This window comes from Comamonas koreensis, from assembly GCF_014076495.1.
Classification (GTDB): Bacteria; Pseudomonadota; Gammaproteobacteria; order Burkholderiales; family Burkholderiaceae_C; genus Comamonas; species Comamonas squillarum.
The window spans coordinates 2,687,294-2,702,584 of sequence record NZ_CP043575.1 but is presented as its reverse complement, the minus strand read 5'-3'; the positions used below and the strand labels follow the sequence as shown (position 1 = coordinate 2,702,584).

16 protein-coding genes are annotated in these 15,291 nt (G+C 65.2%); 9 read left to right on the top strand and 7 right to left on the bottom strand.

The features are described 5' to 3' along the window. Positions 1–20: 20 nt before the first annotated feature. A complete protein-coding gene (gene kdsB, locus F0Q04_RS12150) occupies positions 21–815 on the top strand; it encodes a 3-deoxy-manno-octulosonate cytidylyltransferase (RefSeq protein WP_182340819.1) in 795 nt (264 codons plus the stop codon). A gap of 217 nt (positions 816–1,032) precedes the next feature. Continuing rightward, positions 1,033–1,689, top strand: coding sequence for an adenylate kinase (gene adk / locus F0Q04_RS12145; RefSeq protein ID WP_116926871.1), 657 nt, complete (start codon positions 1,033–1,035; stop codon positions 1,687–1,689). Positions 1,690–1,786: 97 nt separating this feature from the next. Here adk and F0Q04_RS12140 read toward each other — a convergent pair whose 3' ends face one another. Further along, complete coding sequence (locus tag F0Q04_RS12140; protein WP_269780243.1) at positions 1,787–2,806, bottom strand: asparaginase; 1,020 nt, start codon at positions 2,804–2,806, stop codon at positions 1,787–1,789. Positions 2,807–2,920: 114 nt separating this feature from the next. Here F0Q04_RS12140 and lexA point away from each other — a divergent pair, with 114 nt between their 5' ends. Together lexA and F0Q04_RS12130 are read left to right on the top strand one after the other, a co-directional pair. Then, positions 2,921–3,637, top strand: a complete 717-nt coding sequence (gene lexA / locus F0Q04_RS12135; RefSeq protein WP_021024923.1) for a transcriptional repressor LexA — start codon at positions 2,921–2,923, stop codon at positions 3,635–3,637. Positions 3,638–3,772: 135 nt separating this feature from the next. After that, positions 3,773–4,360, top strand: a complete 588-nt coding sequence (locus F0Q04_RS12130; RefSeq protein ID WP_133248186.1) for a hypothetical protein — start codon at positions 3,773–3,775, stop codon at positions 4,358–4,360. Positions 4,361–4,784: 424 nt separating this feature from the next. On the opposite strand, the gene F0Q04_RS12125 is transcribed toward F0Q04_RS12130, so the two are convergent. The 3 genes from F0Q04_RS12125 to F0Q04_RS12115 are packed head-to-tail and all read right to left on the bottom strand — an operon-like array spanning position 4,785 to position 6,675. Continuing rightward, positions 4,785–5,420: an FMN-dependent NADH-azoreductase gene (locus F0Q04_RS12125; protein WP_116926873.1), complete on the bottom strand. Its 636-nt coding sequence runs from the start codon at positions 5,418–5,420 to the stop codon at positions 4,785–4,787. Positions 5,421–5,478: 58 nt separating this feature from the next. After that, positions 5,479–6,204: an SDR family oxidoreductase gene (locus F0Q04_RS12120; RefSeq protein WP_182340816.1), complete on the bottom strand. Its 726-nt coding sequence runs from the start codon at positions 6,202–6,204 to the stop codon at positions 5,479–5,481. Positions 6,205–6,237: 33 nt separating this feature from the next. Further along, entirely contained in the window at positions 6,238–6,675 is a 438-nt protein-coding gene (locus tag F0Q04_RS12115) for a carboxymuconolactone decarboxylase family protein (RefSeq protein ID WP_182340814.1), read from the bottom strand. A 121-nt stretch (positions 6,676–6,796) separates the two neighbouring features. Between F0Q04_RS12115 and F0Q04_RS12110 the strand changes: the two genes are divergently transcribed. Next, positions 6,797–8,242 carry a PLP-dependent aminotransferase family protein gene (locus F0Q04_RS12110; RefSeq protein WP_182340811.1) on the top strand — a complete coding sequence of 482 codons (1,446 nt, stop codon included), beginning with the start codon at positions 6,797–6,799 and terminating at the stop codon, positions 8,240–8,242. Positions 8,243–8,270: 28 nt separating this feature from the next. On the opposite strand, the gene F0Q04_RS12105 is transcribed toward F0Q04_RS12110, so the two are convergent. Beyond that, positions 8,271–9,065, bottom strand: a complete 795-nt coding sequence (locus tag F0Q04_RS12105) for a crotonase/enoyl-CoA hydratase family protein (protein ID WP_116926877.1) — start codon at positions 9,063–9,065, stop codon at positions 8,271–8,273. Between the two features lie 212 nt (positions 9,066–9,277). On the opposite strand from F0Q04_RS12105, the gene F0Q04_RS12100 reads away from it, so the two are divergent. Both F0Q04_RS12100 and F0Q04_RS12095 read left to right on the top strand, forming a co-directional pair. Then, positions 9,278–10,267, top strand: a complete 990-nt coding sequence (locus F0Q04_RS12100) for a Bug family tripartite tricarboxylate transporter substrate binding protein (protein ID WP_182340808.1) — start codon at positions 9,278–9,280, stop codon at positions 10,265–10,267. A 55-nt stretch (positions 10,268–10,322) separates the two neighbouring features. Then, positions 10,323–11,111: an enoyl-CoA hydratase/isomerase family protein gene (locus F0Q04_RS12095; RefSeq protein ID WP_116926879.1), complete on the top strand. Its 789-nt coding sequence runs from the start codon at positions 10,323–10,325 to the stop codon at positions 11,109–11,111. A gap of 56 nt (positions 11,112–11,167) precedes the next feature. On the opposite strand, the gene F0Q04_RS12090 is transcribed toward F0Q04_RS12095, so the two are convergent. Next, a complete protein-coding gene (locus tag F0Q04_RS12090) occupies positions 11,168–11,593 on the bottom strand; it encodes a PaaI family thioesterase (RefSeq protein ID WP_182340805.1) in 426 nt (141 codons plus the stop codon). A 120-nt stretch (positions 11,594–11,713) separates the two neighbouring features. On the opposite strand from F0Q04_RS12090, the gene F0Q04_RS12085 reads away from it, so the two are divergent. Next, a complete protein-coding gene (locus tag F0Q04_RS12085; RefSeq protein ID WP_116926985.1) occupies positions 11,714–12,211 on the top strand; it encodes a flavodoxin family protein in 498 nt (165 codons plus the stop codon). Between the two features lie 203 nt (positions 12,212–12,414). Further along, complete coding sequence (locus F0Q04_RS12080) at positions 12,415–12,885, top strand: CopD family protein (RefSeq protein WP_182340802.1); 471 nt, start codon at positions 12,415–12,417, stop codon at positions 12,883–12,885. A gap of 70 nt (positions 12,886–12,955) precedes the next feature. Here F0Q04_RS12080 and F0Q04_RS12075 read toward each other — a convergent pair whose 3' ends face one another. Further along, positions 12,956–15,130: a TonB-dependent copper receptor gene (locus F0Q04_RS12075; RefSeq protein ID WP_420093958.1), complete on the bottom strand. Its 2,175-nt coding sequence runs from the start codon at positions 15,128–15,130 to the stop codon at positions 12,956–12,958. Positions 15,131–15,291 lie beyond the last annotated feature (161 nt).

The following is a 15,291-nucleotide window of genomic DNA, read 5'->3' as shown; positions in this document are numbered from 1 at the left end:
CTCTCCTCTCCTTTAGCACCATGGCATACGCACCCGCGCCGTTTACTGTCTTGATTCCTTCGCGCATGGCCTCCTCGCGCCTGCCCAACAAGCCCCTGGTCGATATCGCCGGCCTGCCCATGGTGGTGCGCGTGGCCAAACGCGCGCAGGAGAGCGCCGCCCAGCGCGTGGTGGTGGCTGCAGATGACGAGCGCATCATCGACGCCTGCAAAAAGCATGGTGTGCAAGCGGTGATGACCTCGCCCAAGCACCCCAGTGGCAGCGACCGCCTGGCCGAGGCCTGCAATGTGCTGCAATTGGGCGGCGATGACATCGTGGTCAATGTGCAAGGCGACGAGCCCTTGATCGCGCCGGCGCTGATCGATGCGGTCGCGGCGCTGCTCAGCGACCGGCCCGAGGCCAGCATGGGCACGGTCGCGCACCCGATTGCTGATCTGGAGTCGCTGCTCAGCCCCAATGTCGTCAAGGTGGTGCTCGATGCACAGGGCCTGGCCAGCTATTTCAGCCGTGCGCCCATCCCCTGGGGCCGTGATTTTGTGAATATGGCCTGGTGGAAGAACCCCGGCACCACCGGCACGCCCGGTTTTGCGCCGCTGCACCATATGGGCATCTACAGCTACCGCGCCCAGTTTTTGCATACTTTCCCTACGCTCAGCCAGGCCCCGACCGAGCAAATCGAGATGCTCGAGCAGCTGCGCGCGATCTGGCATGGCCACCGCATCGCCGTGCATGTGACGCGGCAGATCCCTGGCTCGGGCGTCGATACGCCCGAAGACCTGGTGCGCGTGCGCCAGCTGCTGGGCGCGGTGATGTAACCCGCGTGCCTACCCTGCACCGCGACGGCCACCGATGCAAGCGCACCGTAAGCTAAAAGGCGCAGCATGCCTGTCTCGCGCAGCCGAGACACGGTATTGGTGCCAGTTCGCTGACAATCCCCTGATGCGTGATATGCTCAAGCCCAGTTTTTTTGTGTAAAAGCGGGCTTTAGTGCCCGCTTTTGCCGTGCAAGTTTTTTATTCTCCAAGGACCGTCATGAAATTAATTCTTTTGGGAGCACCCGGCGCCGGCAAAGGTACGCAAGCTGCCTTCATCTGCCAAAAATACGGTATTCCCCAGATTTCCACCGGCGACATGCTGCGTGCTGCCGTCAAGGCTGGCACGCCGCTGGGCTTGCAAGCCAAGGCCGTGATGGACGCCGGCCAGCTGGTCAGTGACGATCTGATCATCAATCTGGTCAAGGAACGTATCGCCCAGGCCGACTGCGCCAATGGCTTCCTGTTTGACGGCTTCCCCCGAACCATCCCCCAGGCCGACGCGATGAAGGCCGCCGGTGTCAAGCTCGACTATGTGCTGGAGATCGATGTGCCGTTTGAGGCCATCATCGAGCGCATGAGCGGCCGCCGCAGCCACCCCGCTTCCGGCCGTACCTACCACGTCAAGTTCAACCCGCCCAAGACTGAAGGCCTGGACGATGTGACCGGCGAGCCCCTGGTGCAGCGCGAAGACGACAAGGAGGAAACCGTCAAGAAGCGCCTGGATGTGTACAGCAACCAGACCCGCCCCTTGGTGGACTACTACAGCAGCTGGGCCGCCCAAGACCCGGCCGCCGCCCCCAAGTACCGCGCCATCAGCGGCATGGGCTCGGTCGAAGAGATCACGCAGCGCGCCATTGCCGCGCTGCAGGCCTGATAAGTCGCTCAGACTTATCCGCACAGCCACTGTCTTGCGACAGTGGCTTTTTTAATGCCTGCTCATGCCATCAGCAGACCGGCATGCGGCGGCTGCTTTAGGCCTTGGCTTGGACCTGCGCCAGCGCCAGTTGCAAGCTGACCCGGCATTTGTAGGGCGTCAAGGCCACCGCCAAGTCCTTTTCCAAATCGGCCACTCCAGGCAACACCGCATCGCTGATCACACCATCGCTGCAGCGGCTGCTGCGCCATACCGGCAGACCTTGCTGGCGTGCGCGCGCTATCGCCTCCAGAAGCAGCTCATGCACGGTGCCATTGCCGGTGGTTGCCACCACCAGACCGTCGATGCCCTGGGCGTGCAGGGCGTCCACCAGCCCGGGGCGCATACCGGCATGGCTGGTCACGATCTCCACCCAGGGCCAGGGCTGGCTGGCGGGGGCAGGCAAGGCGGCCAGCCACTGGCTGCCGGTGTAGCCATCCGCTGCGCCTGGTGCCGGCGAGGCATAGCCCTGGCGCAGGCGCACGGTCACGCCATCCACCCAGCCCAGGGGCCCCTGCTCGCCCGATGAAAAGGCCAGCAAACGGTGCGGATGCACCTTTTGCAGCCAGCGCGCGCTGTGCAGCTCGCCGCCGCCCGTCACGGCCACGACCTCGCGCAGCAGCGGCTGGCCATCCGCAGCCAACGCCGCAGCGGCGGCCACGGCGTCCTTCAGGTTCTGCGGGCCATCGGGCATCAAGGCATTGGCCGGGCGCATGGCACAGGTCAGCACCACGGGCTTGGCCAGGCGCCCTAAAGCGCAATGCAGGAACCAGGCAGTCTCTTCGAGCGTATCGGTTCCGTGGGTGATAACAACAGCACGCACGGTCTCATCGTGCATGGCCGCATCGCAGCGCTTGAGCAGCGCATGCCAGACCTCGTCATTCATGTCCTTGCTATCAATTTGCGCTATCTGCACCGCATCCAGCGGGCCTGCCGCCGCAGTCTCAATACCGCTCACGCCCGCCAGCAAGGCCGCGATGGACAGCTGGGCCGCGCGGTATTGGCCGGGTTTCTCGGCGTCATCAGCCATGCCGGCAATGGTGCCGCCGGTGCCGATGATCAAAATTTTTGGCTGCAAGGCTTGCCTCCTGCAAAAAACTGGTTAAAAATACAGGTACTGGATTGATATACAGGTGTTGGGATGCACAGTGGCTTTGCTTCTGCCCGGCACCGCAGATCACACGGAGATCTTATGCGAGACCATCCCAAACTGACCGCGCGCCAACAAGAAATTCTGGACCTGATCCAGACCGCCATTTCGCGCACCGGCGCCCCGCCAACGCGCGCCGAGATTGCCAGCAAACTGGGCTTCAAATCGGCCAATTCGGCAGAAGACCATCTCAAGGCGCTGGCCCGCAAGGGCGTGATCGAGCTGGTCAGCGGCACCTCCCGGGGGATTCGCCTGCAAAGCGATACTGTGCGCTCTATCAATGCCGCACGTGGCACGCGCTTTTCGTCGCCGCTGGCAGGCGTGTCCAATGCCACGGCCGGCCTGGGCCGTGTGGTGCAAGAGCTCGCCCAGCTGGCCCTGCCGCTGATTGGCCGCGTCTCGGCCGGCTCGCCCATCCTGGCGCAAGAGCATGTCGACCAAACCTATACCGTGGAGGGCGGCCTGTTCCAGCAGCAGCCCGATTACCTGCTCAAGGTGCGCGGCATGTCGATGCGCGATGTCGGCATCATCGATGGCGATCTGCTGGCCGTCAAAGCCACGCGCGAGGCCCGCAACGGCCAGATCATCGTGGCGCGCCTGGGCGATGATGTCACCGTCAAGCGCCTCCAGCGCACCAAGGACGGCATTGAACTGCTGGCCGAAAACCCGGATTACCTGCCCATCATCGTGCAGCCCGGCGAGCCCTTTGAGATCGAAGGCATTGCCGTGGGCCTGATCCGCAACACGATGCTGAACTAGGCCTAGCGGCCCCCTCGGCCCTCCCTTTTCTGCGCAACCCCAGGTAGCGGGCGTTGTGGGCTCTTGGCCCACAGCCCTGGGGGATGCGCTCGCCCTGCGCAATCCTGCTGTTACCCGTATACCAAGGAGTCTCCTATGCTTGTAGCAGATGCATTGCGCGCGCTTGCGCCTTTTTCCCTCGTCGCCGGCCTGCCCTGGTTCCAGTCCATCCAGCGTGCCATTGTGCGCAGCAACCGCCGCCGCCCCGGCCATGGCGCCGCCAATGACGGCCAACTGGCCGCCCAGGTGCACTGCTTTGCCACCGCGTCCTCTGCCGCTGTACAGCGCGGCGCCGCCCAGCAGCTGAGCTTGCTCGATGGCCCGGTAGCTCAGTCCAGCGTGGATACGTCAGGCGCGGATACCTCCTGCATGGACACGCCCCGCGTTGACTCGCCTGCCGATGGTGCACCAGTGCAGCGCCCCATCGACCGCATCCGCCTGCCGCGCAAACCCGCTGCGCGCCGTCGCCTCTCAGCAGCTGCGCAGTCCCACACCCGCCCCTTCCTGTCGGTGCAGCGCTGCAGCGCCCAGGCCGCCAATGATGCGCCCATCAAGATGTACTGGGCCCAACCGGCCAGCCTGCACCGCCAAAAAGGTATGCGCTGGGCCATGTCGGGCAGCATGGCCGATATCTGTGCCGAGCTCGAGCGCCTGGAGCGGCTGGAACATCTGCACGCGGTCTAAGCCGCCGCCCAGGGCGGGGATCAAGTCTGGCCCCCAGCATGCGTTGAACGCCGCAAACAGGGCCAGACTAGCCGAAGGTTTGCGCATGGGGCTCAGCGTCCCCGGCGCGGCATCTTGCCGCAGGCAGACCCGATTGCCGCTAGGTGCGGCCGGCTAGGTGCGGCCGGCTAGGTGCGGCCGGCTAGGTGCGGCCGGCTAGGTGTGAGCAGCCAGGCAACAGCCTACCGGAGGGTTTCCAGAACGACGCTGAGATAGTCTGGGCAACATGCAAGACAGGTGCAACGGCAGTACAGACCTGCCCAGTCCAGCAGCACCCCTCCCTGCCGTCCAGGCCAGGCCTTGGTGGTGCAAGGCCCATGCGCTGGGCACCCCGCGCTGTCAGCCATCGCTCCCTGCTGCCCACTTGCACCAGCTACGCGTGCTGTCAGCGCGCAGCAGCGACCACCTCCAGCGCCTGCTGCTTGAAGGGCGCCAGCTGCTCCCGCAAGGTATCTCTTGCGCTATCCACCGCAGCGGCGACGGCATCGGGGCCAAATACCAGGCCTTGCAGCAATACAAAATGCACATTGCGGATGCCGATGGAGGCCAGCGCATAGCGCAAGTAAGGCGTCAGAAAATCTTCCTGCCGGGCCCGGGGGCCCGTGTGGAAGCCGCCCGAGCTCACCAACACCAAGGTGGGCCGGTCTTTCATCAGGCCGATCTTCCCTTCAGGCGTGGATGCAAAGCTGCGGTGGATGCGGATCACATGGTCCAGCCAGAGCTTGAGCGTGGCCGGCACCGCAAAGTTGTGCATGGGGGTCAGAATCATCAGCAGATCGCTGTCTTCCAACTCCTTGATCAGCGTTTCGGACCAGGCCAGCGCCGGTGCATCCGCGCTCGCATTGGCGGTGATCGCCAGCGCATAGTCGCGGCTGATCGGCGGTATCGGGGTGGCCACCAAGTCGCGCTCGCGCAGCGGCTGCTGCGCCAGGCCCAACTCGGCGAGCATATCGGCCGCCAGTTGGTAGCCATGGCTGGCCTGGCCATGGGGGCCACAGTTCAAGAGCAAGGTACGGGTCATCAGTCGTCCAATCGTTTGAAAATAATCACACCCCGGTGTCCAGCCAATGCCTGGGGCATCAAGCCGCACTGCATTTGCAGACCCAGGCCGCCAGCGTGGTCCGCCCCAGGCGAGCGGGTCCCGTGGGCAGCAAGCTGTCACCGTCCAGCAACGCCCCCCGATACAGAGCGTGGGCATCGCCCAGCACTTCCCGCGGGTCGCCGCGCAAGCGCAGGTACTGCTGCATCCAGTCGGCCATCGCCATCTTCTGGGGCCCGGCCACCTCCATGCAGCCATCCAACGGCTGCGCCAGCGCGGCATCGGCCACCAACATCGCCAGGTCCTCTGCGGCCATCGCCTGCATACGCGCTACGGGCATGGTCAGCGCCGTACCGGCAGGGCTGCCCTGTGCCAGCCGTGCCAGACTTTCGTACAGGGGTGCGGCACGCAGCACCGTATAAGGCGTGCTGCCTGCCTGGATCAGCTGCTCTCGCAGCGCCAGCGCCTGGTAGTAGCCGCTGTGCTGCAAGCGCTGCACCCCCAAGGCCGACAGCGCAATATGGTGCGCCACTGCTGCAGCGGCGATGGCGGCATTTAGCTGGCGGCATATGCTCGCCCAGCTCGCCAGCGCATCGGCCGTCTCCATCACAGGTGGCTCGCGCACATCAATCAGCACCTGGGCGCCATGCAGCGCAGCTGGCAGCCTGGGGTCCACATCCGCAACCACCGGGTAGCCCAGCTGCCGCAGATTGCTGACCACCTTCGCGCCCAGCAGCTTGCAGCCGCCCAGAACCAGGACTTTCATAGGCCGTCTTGCGCCACGCCGGGAGCTAGCTTCTTAAACCGGCATCTTGCGAAAGGCAATCGCAAAGCGGTTCCAGCTGTTGATCGAGGTGATCACTGCCGTCAGCTCCATCAGCTCGGCATCCGTGAAGTGGGGGCGCACGGCCTCCCAGACGGCGTCGGGCACATGGTTGTGCGAGACCAGGGTCAGCGCCTCGGTCCACTCCAGCGCAGCGCGTTCGCGGTCGCTGAAGAACGGCGTCTCACGCCAGGCGGCCACGGTGGCCAGGCGGCGGCTGGATTCGCCGGCCTTGACCGCATCGGTCACATGCATGTCCAGGCAAAAGGCGCAGCCATTGATCTGCGAGGCGCGCAGGCGCACCAGTTCCTTGAGCAGAATGTCCAGGCTGCCCTTGGCAATCTGGTTTTCCACGCCCATCAGGGCCTTCATGATGGCGGGGTCGGCGGTGTAGAAGTCGAGTCGGGTTTGCATAGCTATCTCCATGGCTGGGTTGCGTCGGTGAATTCCGTTGCTGATAGGCAGTATGCAGTTGTCTTGGCCAAGCCAAAAGAGCCAAGAAATGCAAAAATGACTAGGCCAAGATAGGGATGCCATGATTTCAGACCCCGCCCACACCGATCCCCTACATGCGCTGCCACTGCAGGTGGACCGCAGCCTGCAGCTGCCCATGTACCTGCAGATCTGCCAGCGCTTCAAGACCGCCATTGCGCAAGGCCATCTGCGCGCCGGCGACCGGGTGCCTGCGTCGCGGGCGCTGGCCACCGAGCTGAACCTGGCGCGCGGCACCGTCGATCTGGCCTACCGCATCCTTGCCGACGAAGGCTACTTCCAGGGGCGCGGCGCGGCGGGCACCGTCATATCACCGAGCCTGCCCCCGGCTGCCACGGCCCCGGCGCCGCAAGCCATCGCCCGGCCACCGGCCGCCGATATCGTGGACCACGACGGTCTGCAGCCCCGCCCCCTGCAACTGGGCCTGCCCGCGATCGATGCCTTTCCGCGCAAGGTCTGGAACCGGCTGGTCACCCACCGCCTGCGCAGCAGCGAGCCCTACCGCCTGGCCTACCCCAACCCGCAAGGCGATGAGGAGCTGCGCCAGCGCATTGCGGCCTACCTGGCGGTCTCGCGCGGCGTGACCTGCGTGCCCGAGCAGGTCTTCGTCACCACCGGCCTGCGCAACACCCTGGAGCTGAGCCTGCGCAGCCTGGCCAGCCCTGGCGATGCCTTCTGGTTTGAGGACCCGGGCTATATCCTGGCGCGGCCGTTTTTGCAAAATGCCGCCGTACAGATCGTGCCCGTACCCGTCGATGCCCAGGGCCTGCAGGTCGATGCGGGTCGCCAGCTCAGTCCGTATGCTAAATTTGCCATGGTGACGCCTTCGCACCAGAGCCCGCTTGGCGTCACCCTGTCACTTGACCGGCGTATGGCGCTGCTCGAATGGGCGAGCGAGGCGGGCAGCTGGATCATCGAAGACGACTACGACAGCGAGTTCCGCTACCAGGGCCGGCCCCTGCCCGCCCTCAAAAGCCTGGACCGGCAGGACCGCGTGATCTACGCCGGCACCTTCAGCAAGGTGATGTTTCCCGGCCTGCGCCTGGCCTACGCGGTGGTGCCGCTCGAGGTCGTGCCCCGCTTTCAGGCCGTCAGCTCCAACCTCAATGCCGGCTGCCCCTATCTGCTGCAGGCCAGCGTGGCCGACTTCATGGCCCAGGGCCACTTTGCCCGCCACCTCAAGAAGATGCGGCTCTTGTATGCCGAGCGCCGCGCAGTCGCACAGCGCAGTTTTCAGCAAGTGCTGGGCGATCGCCTGCGCATTGACTTGCAGCCCGGCGGTCTGCACTTGCTCGGCCAGATCCAGGACGGCGACAACGACAGCCTGGTGGCCCAGCGCGCCCGCGTACAGGGCCTGGCCACGCACCCGCTGTCGCGCTGGTATATCGACGCAGCCCCTCGCCAAGGCCTGCTGATGGGCTTTGCCAATATCACCAGCGAGGCGCAGGCCTTACAGCTGGCGGGCCAGATCCAACAAGCCTTCGGCTAGCGGAACGCGGACCAGGAAGACGGACTGCTTAGCCCTTAAACGCAGGCGTGCGCTTTTCCAAGAAGGCAGTCACCGCTTCGCGGTGGTCAGCCGTCTGGTGGGCCAGCGCCTGGTAGGCGGCTGACAGCTCCAGCAACGAAGCCAGGCTCTGGTGCATGCCTTCGCGCATCAGCTTCTTGGTCATGCGGGTGACCTGGGGCGGGTTGGCCGCAATCTCGCTGGCCAGGGCGTTGGCGGCGTTCAGCAATTCCTCGGGCGGCACCACCTGCGAGACCAGGCCCCACTGCAAGGCGGTGGCGGCATCAATCATGCGGCCGGTCAGCGACAGCTCGGCCGCGCGCGCCATGCCGATCACGCGGGGCAGCAGCCAGGCACCGCCGTCGCCGGGGATGATGCCCATCTTCACAAAGCTCTCGGCAAACTTGGCCTTGTCCGAGGCCACGCGCAGATCGCACATGCAGGCCAGGTCCAGGCCCGCGCCCACCGCCGCTCCATTGATCGCCGCGATGGTGGGCACCTCCAGGTTGAACAGCGCCAGCGGCAGGCGCTGGATGCCACGGCGGTAGTCATCGCGGATGCGCATGCCATCGACATCGCCAAAGGACTGCTGCTGCATGGTCTTGATGTCGCCACCCGACGAGAACGCGGGGCCCTCGCCCGTCAGGATGACGGCCCGCACGCTGCTGTCGGCCGCAATGGTCTCGCAGGCGGCCAGGATCTCCGCCACCGCCGTGTTGCCGGTCAGCGGATTGCGGCGCTCGGGCTGGTTCATCGTCAGGGTAACGACATGGCCTTGCTGTTCGTACTTCAAAAATGCAGTCATGGAAAGGGCTCCTGGTTCCGGGTAGGTCTCGATGTGGTCAGCGCTGTGCGCCGAATGAGCCAGAGCATACGGTTAAAGCCCGCATGCGCCTGCATATCAGCTGAGTGCAATTTGGTATTGGACGCTGCCCAAAAACGGCCCTAGCCTGCATGGATGCTGGGGCAGGCAGCGCCCCACATGCCGATAACTACATGCTGCCTAGGAGACAGTTGATGCCCGTATCCCGACGCCAGTTCCACCACCGTCTTGTGCAATGGGGCGCAGCCGCCAGCCTGGCCAGCCCCTGGCTGGCACGCGCGGCCGATGCCCCCTTGCGCTGGGTCGTGCCCTACCCCGCAGGCGGCGCCGCCGACCAGATCACCCGCATCGTGGCCCAGGATGTGGGCCAAAGCACAGGGCAGCCCATCGTCATCGAGAACAAGGCCGGCGCCGCCGGCATGATTGCGGCCGAGACCGCGCTGCGCGCCCCCGCCGATGGGCTCACCTTCTTTGTCGGCTCCAATGCGCCGCTGGTCATCAACAGCGCCATCTACGCCAAGATGAGCTATGACCCGGTCAAGGATTTTGTGCCTGTCGCGGGCCTGGGCAAGGCGCCTTTGCTACTGGTCACCCGCAAGGACCTGGGCGCCAGCGATCTGCGCGCGCTGATCACGCTCGCCCAGCAGGCGCAGCGCCAGGGCAAGACGCTCAGCATGGGGTCGGCCGGCAGCGGCAACATCACCCACCTGGCGGGCGAATATGCCGCCGAGCGCATGGGTTTTCAGGTGACGCATGTGCCGTTTTCCGGCAGTGCACCGGCCATCACCAGCATGATGGGCGGCAATGTGGACATCATGTTCGACGCGCTGCCCTCCTGCATGCAGCAGGCGATTGGCGGGCGCATCGTGCCGCTGGCCATCCTGGACAAACAGCGTTTTGCAGCACTGCCCCAGGTGCCCACCCTGGCCGAGCTGGGCTTTGGCGATACCGAGGCGAGCGCCTGGTTTGGCGTGGTGGCCCGCAGCGGCACGCCCGCTGACGCGGTGGCGCGCATGGCCCGGGCCATCAACCAGTCCCTGGCCAAGCCCGATGTGCAAGAGCGCCTGCGTCGCATAGGTGCGCAGCCGATTGCGGGCAGCACCGCAGAATGGGGGCAGTTTGTGGCCTCCGAGCGCGAACGCTGGATACCGGTGGCCCAAAAGCTGGGTATCCGCGCCGAATAGCCCCCGCTCCCGCCGCTGGCTTGCCTTACCGTTTTATTGTTGAAAACCGACTGATATGACCGCCCTGACCCTGAGCATGCATGGCACCACCGCCGTGCTGACGATGAACCGCCCCCAGGCCCGCAATGCGCTCGACGAGCAGATGCGCGAGGATTTCACCCGCCTGATCCCACAGGTGCGCGATGACCGCGCGATCAAGGCCGTGGTGCTGACGGGGGCCGGCGGCCATTTCTGCGCCGGCGGCGATATCAAGAGCATGCAAGCGGCCGTTGCCGGCAAGCAGGATGTGTTTGACAGCCGCAACCGCATGCTGGGCCTGCACCGCTGGTTTGACGAGCTGCTGGACATGGAAAAGCCCGTCATCACCGCCGTGCAGGGCAGCGCCTTTGGCGCCGGCCTGTCGCTGGCCCTGGCAGGCGATTTTGTGCTGGCCGCACCGTCTGCCAAGTTCTGCTGCGTGTTTGCCAAGATCGGCTTTGTGCCCGATCTGGCCGGCATGTATTTGCTGCCGCGCCTGGTGGGCCTGCAAGCGGCCAAGGAGCTGGCCTTCACGGCCCGCGTCGTCGCCGCCCCCGAGGCGCAGCAGATGGGCATGGTCTACAAGATCACCAGCGAAGACGTGCTGGCCGACGCCCTGGCCTTTGCCGAGCGCTTTGCCAGCGCACCGACCGAGGCCATGGGCTACACCAAACGCGTGATGAACCGCGCCTTTGAGACCCAGCGCGACGAGATCTACCAGCAAGAAGCGCTGGCCCAGACGCTGTGCCGCGAAAGCGCCTTCCACCAGGAGGCCATTGCCCGCTTTGTAGCCAAGCAGCCGCCGCTGTTCCAGTGGCAGGACTGAGCACGTGATCGGAAGGCGCAGCTGCAGCAGCCCTGGTGGGCTGCTGGTGCGTCAGATCAGTACTTCACATTGACAATCGTCGCCTGCAGCAGCGCCACTACCTTGGGTGGCACTGCCGCATCTGCGCCATAGGCCAGCACCTCGCCGCTGCACACCGTCAGCAGCTTGCCGGCGTTCACCACCTTGCCAATGGCGACAAAGCGCTCGCCAATCGCCGGGCGCATCAGGTTGATCTTGAACTCGGCCGTGACCACCTCATAGCCCTCGGCCGCCACCGTCAGCGCCGCATAGCCTGCCGCGCTGTCCACCACGCTGCTGACGGCGCCGGCATGCAAAAAACCATGCTGCTGCGACAGCGCCTTTTGGTAGGGCAGCGCAATCTGCACCTCCCCCGGCTGCACGGACAGCAGGCTCGCGCCCAGGGTCTGCATCAGCCCTTGGGCATGGAAGCTGGTGGAGATGCGTTCAAACACTGCGTTCATGGTGGTATGCCTTTGTGGCCAAGCCTCGATAGCGATCAGCCAATCTAGCATGCAGCGCAACTGATGGTGCAGCCCTGCGTCCTGCACATGACAGCTGCCTTTGCCACTATGCTTGCAGCCATGGACAGTCCCCAACTCCTGATCGTCTATCACAGCCACACGGATGGCAGCCGCCAGATGGCCGAGGCCGCGCACGCCGGTGCGGCCAGCCAGCCGGGTGTGCAAGTGCGCCTGCTGTGCGCGCCCGATGCCGGGCCTGCCAATGTGCTGGCCGCCAGCGGCTACCTGTTTGTCTGCCCCGAGAATTTGGCTGCGATGAGCGGGCTGATGAAGGACTTTTTTGACCGCTGCTACTACGCGGCGCTGGGCCGCATTGAGGGCCGGCCTTATGCCGCCCTCATCTGCGCTGGCAGCGATGGCAGCAACGCGGCAAGGCAGATTGCCCGCATCGCAACCGGCTGGCGGCTCAAGCCCATTGCCGAGCCGCTGATTGTCTGCACCCATGCCCAAACGCCCGAGACCATTGCGGCGACCAAGCAGATTGGCGCAGACGATCTGCAGCGCTGCCGCGAGCTGGGCGAAGCCTTGGCAGCAGGTTTAAGCATGGGTATTTTTTAGAGTCACTGACATAACCGTTGATACTTCGTTCTCAAGCCTTGCCGTACGTCTGTACTGTCTGCGGCTTGAAGCCTCGTCTCAACCGCAAACCTTCGGTTTGCTGGGCTATGTTAGCGCCTCTCAAAGCAGGCCCGCATCCCCAGCCGGGGCGGCTTGGCGCGTACCATAGCGCATCCCCACACAAAACTAAACGGCGCCCCCCGATGCTCTACATCATTCTCAAAACCGTGCACCTGTTGTCCATCATCGTCTGGCTGGGCGGCATGGCTTTTGCACATTTCTTTCTGCGCCCTGCGCTGCAGCAGCTCGAACCCCCTCAGCGCCTGATGCTGATGCGCGATGTGCTGGGGCGCTTTTTTGCCGTGGTGCTGGTCATCATCGCCGCCGTGCTGCTGTCGGGCATCGGCATGATGGGCCTGGTCCACCAGATGGCCGCGCAGGCCAGTGCCAAATTCAGCATGCCCGTCCCCTGGATGGTGATGGCCGTGCTGGGCCTGGCAATGATGGCCGTGTTTGGCCATATCCGCTTTGCGCTGTTCAAGCGCCTGGACCGCGCCGTCAACGCCCAGGACTGGCCGGCAGGCGGCAAGGCCCTGGGCCAGATTCGCCAGCTCGTCGCGCTGAACCTGGCGCTGGGCGTAGTGATTGTGCTTTTTCTGCGCGTACCGTTGTAAGAACCTGTTCAAAGAGTCCAAAGCCGCAGCGCCGCCGCCAGCACCTGGCTGGCAGCAGCGCAGGCCTGCCTCAGAACTTCAAGTCGCCCCGCAGCCACAAGGTGCGACCCGGCTCATGGATGCGCACCCCACCGGGGAAACCAAAGCCCGCATTGCCAGCCAGGTTCAGGTGCTCGGCATAGGTCTTGCCAAAGACATTGTCGATGCCGGCCGTCAGGCGCAGTTGCTCGCTGATCTTGTAGCCGGCATTGAGCGACAGCACGCCAAAGCCAGCACTGGGCCCCAGATCCTGGCCCACGACATTGCCCTGGCCGCTGGCATAGCGGTGCTGCGCGGCAACCAGGCGCCACAGCGCGCCCGCGCTCCAGGGGCCTTGCCGATAGTCCAGGCCCAGCTTGGCTTCGAGCGGCGGCATCTGCGGCAGCGGCTTGCCATCGCTGCGGTTGCGGGCCCAGCTGTAGGCCAGGGTGGCCTGGGCGGTCAGGCCGGGGCTCAGCCGGTAGCTGCCACCCAGCTCGGCACCAGCGGTGCGCGCCTGCACATTGCGCACGTTGGCGGCCATGCCGGCATAGTCAAACAGCAGATAGTCCTGCACCTGGCCGACATAGGCCGAGGTCCACAGCTGCCAGTCCGCCCCCTTCCAGCTCGCGCCCACATCGATCTGCGTGGTTTTCTCCGGCTGCAGGCGGTTGAAGGCATCGCCCTTGTCGGCTGCGCTGTTGCTCGGCGATATCAGCTCCCAGTAATCCGGGAAGCGCTGCACATGGCCGATACCGGCGTAGAGCGTGCTGCCATCGGCGCGGGCCCGTTCCCAACGCAGAAAGCCACTGGGCATGGCGCTGCGCTCGCGGTGGTTGCTGGCCGTGGCGGCCATGCTGCCATCCATGCCCGCCATGGCCTGCATGCCCGCCATACCACCCATATCACCCATCCCATCCATGCCACCCATACCGCCTTTGCTGGGGGTGCGCCAGGCCTGGGCGCGGTCCAGCCGCAGGCCGGCGACGAGCATGTCTTCACTACCCAGGTGCTGCGTGGCCTGCGCAAACAGGCCCTGGTTGCTGAACTTGGCATCCCGCGCCCAGGGCTTGCTGCGGTAGGACTGCATGGCCGTGCCCGATCGGCTGTCGTGCGGGCTGCCCATGGCATCCACGCCCAGCACCGCTTCGGTGTGCGGGCCCAGTTGCCAGGTGCTTGCGACCCGCATGCCGGTGGTGGTGCGCCGCACATTGGCCGCCATCGGCATGGACATGCCGCCTTCCGGCACAAAGGGCCGCAGGCTGAAGTTGTCCATCACATGGTCGGCGCGGTGGTAGTACAGCTGCGCCTCCAGCTTGGTCCAGCGCTCGCCCAGGTTCTTTTTCTCCAGCCGCAGCCCATAGCTTTCGCGCTTGAACTGGGTGCCGTCCATGCCCCGGCCGCCATAGCGCGCCTCGCCATCGCCTTGGCCCGCGCTCAGCTCCAGCCAGGTGTTGGCATCGGGCGTCCAGCCAATCGCAACATCGGTGTTCCATTTGTCCCAGTGCGAGGGCACGCGCTGGCCATCGCCGTCGCGGTAGTCCTTGCTTTGCGAATGGTTGGCCGTGAGGCGCAGGTAGTACGCGGCATTGCCGGCCAGCAGGTCGATGTTCTGGTCGCTGCGCGCCGCGGTGCCGCCTTGCAGGCTGGCAGACAGGCGCACCTGGCCGCTGTCCAATTCGGGCCGTTCGCGGTCAAAGCGCACCACTCCGGCCGATGCACCCGGCCCCCAGATCACCGTCTGCGGGCCTTTGACCACCGTCAGCACATCGTAGGTCTCGGGCGAGATATAGGAGCTGGGCGAATCCATGCGCGCCGGGCATGCACCCAGCAAGGTCTGCCCATTGGTCAATACCGGCAGGCGTGAGCCAAACTGGCCCCGGAACACCGGGTCGCTGTTGGAGCCCCCACTGCGGATGGCCGAAAAGCCTGGAATGCTCTTGAGATAGTCAGCCGCATCGCTCGCCGGCACCGGTTGTCGCGGTTGCTTGGGATCGGCCACCACCTGCAGTGGGGAGTGTTCATGCACCGCTGTCACCACGGTCTCCTGCAGGCTGATCTCAGGCACGCTGGCCGCAGGTAGCGATGGTGCAGCAGGGCTTTGCGCCCAGGCAGAGCTGGTGGCCAAGACCAGCGCGGATAGCGCCATCTGCGGTCGCTGCAAGCGGGCGCGTGGCGGGGCAGGCAGGCGCAGTCCAGGCGCTGCTGCCAAAAAGAAGGAAGTCATCAATGTCTCTCGCAGCAAGCGCTGCAGGGCGCAGCGGCTTGCATCAATGTGGTGGAGGCACTCGCAGCCATGCCCAGCCGGCCGCAGCGAAGGCGGCTAAAGCAGACATGACGAAGAGGCCCATGGGCCGCAAGGTTGCGCGGCTGCCCTCCCCGCGCGAT

What these genes read in the sequence shown, in the direction of transcription:
- F0Q04_RS12120 (WP_182340816.1), bottom strand. Translation starts at nt 6,204, where the DNA reads ATGAAAGTCCTGGTTCTGGGCGGCTGCAAGCTGCTGGGCGCGAAGGTG.
- lexA (WP_021024923.1), top strand. Translation starts at nt 2,921, where the DNA reads ATGCGAGACCATCCCAAACTGACCGCGCGCCAACAAGAAATTCTGGAC.
- F0Q04_RS12075 (WP_420093958.1), bottom strand. Translation starts at nt 15,130, where the DNA reads ATGACTTCCTTCTTTTTGGCAGCAGCGCCTGGACTGCGCCTGCCTGCC.
- F0Q04_RS12105 (WP_116926877.1), bottom strand. Translation starts at nt 9,065, where the DNA reads ATGACTGCATTTTTGAAGTACGAACAGCAAGGCCATGTCGTTACCCTG.
- F0Q04_RS12100 (WP_182340808.1), top strand. Translation starts at nt 9,278, where the DNA reads ATGCCCGTATCCCGACGCCAGTTCCACCACCGTCTTGTGCAATGGGGC.
- kdsB (WP_182340819.1), top strand. Translation starts at nt 21, where the DNA reads ATGGCATACGCACCCGCGCCGTTTACTGTCTTGATTCCTTCGCGCATG.
- F0Q04_RS12085 (WP_116926985.1), top strand. Translation starts at nt 11,714, where the DNA reads ATGGACAGTCCCCAACTCCTGATCGTCTATCACAGCCACACGGATGGC.
- F0Q04_RS12115 (WP_182340814.1), bottom strand. Translation starts at nt 6,675, where the DNA reads ATGCAAACCCGACTCGACTTCTACACCGCCGACCCCGCCATCATGAAG.
- F0Q04_RS12110 (WP_182340811.1), top strand. Translation starts at nt 6,797, where the DNA reads ATGATTTCAGACCCCGCCCACACCGATCCCCTACATGCGCTGCCACTG.
- F0Q04_RS12125 (WP_116926873.1), bottom strand. Translation starts at nt 5,420, where the DNA reads ATGACCCGTACCTTGCTCTTGAACTGTGGCCCCCATGGCCAGGCCAGC.
- F0Q04_RS12095 (WP_116926879.1), top strand. Translation starts at nt 10,323, where the DNA reads ATGACCGCCCTGACCCTGAGCATGCATGGCACCACCGCCGTGCTGACG.
- F0Q04_RS12130 (WP_133248186.1), top strand. Translation starts at nt 3,773, where the DNA reads ATGCTTGTAGCAGATGCATTGCGCGCGCTTGCGCCTTTTTCCCTCGTC.
- adk (WP_116926871.1), top strand. Translation starts at nt 1,033, where the DNA reads ATGAAATTAATTCTTTTGGGAGCACCCGGCGCCGGCAAAGGTACGCAA.
- F0Q04_RS12090 (WP_182340805.1), bottom strand. Translation starts at nt 11,593, where the DNA reads ATGAACGCAGTGTTTGAACGCATCTCCACCAGCTTCCATGCCCAAGGG.
- F0Q04_RS12080 (WP_182340802.1), top strand. Translation starts at nt 12,415, where the DNA reads ATGCTCTACATCATTCTCAAAACCGTGCACCTGTTGTCCATCATCGTC.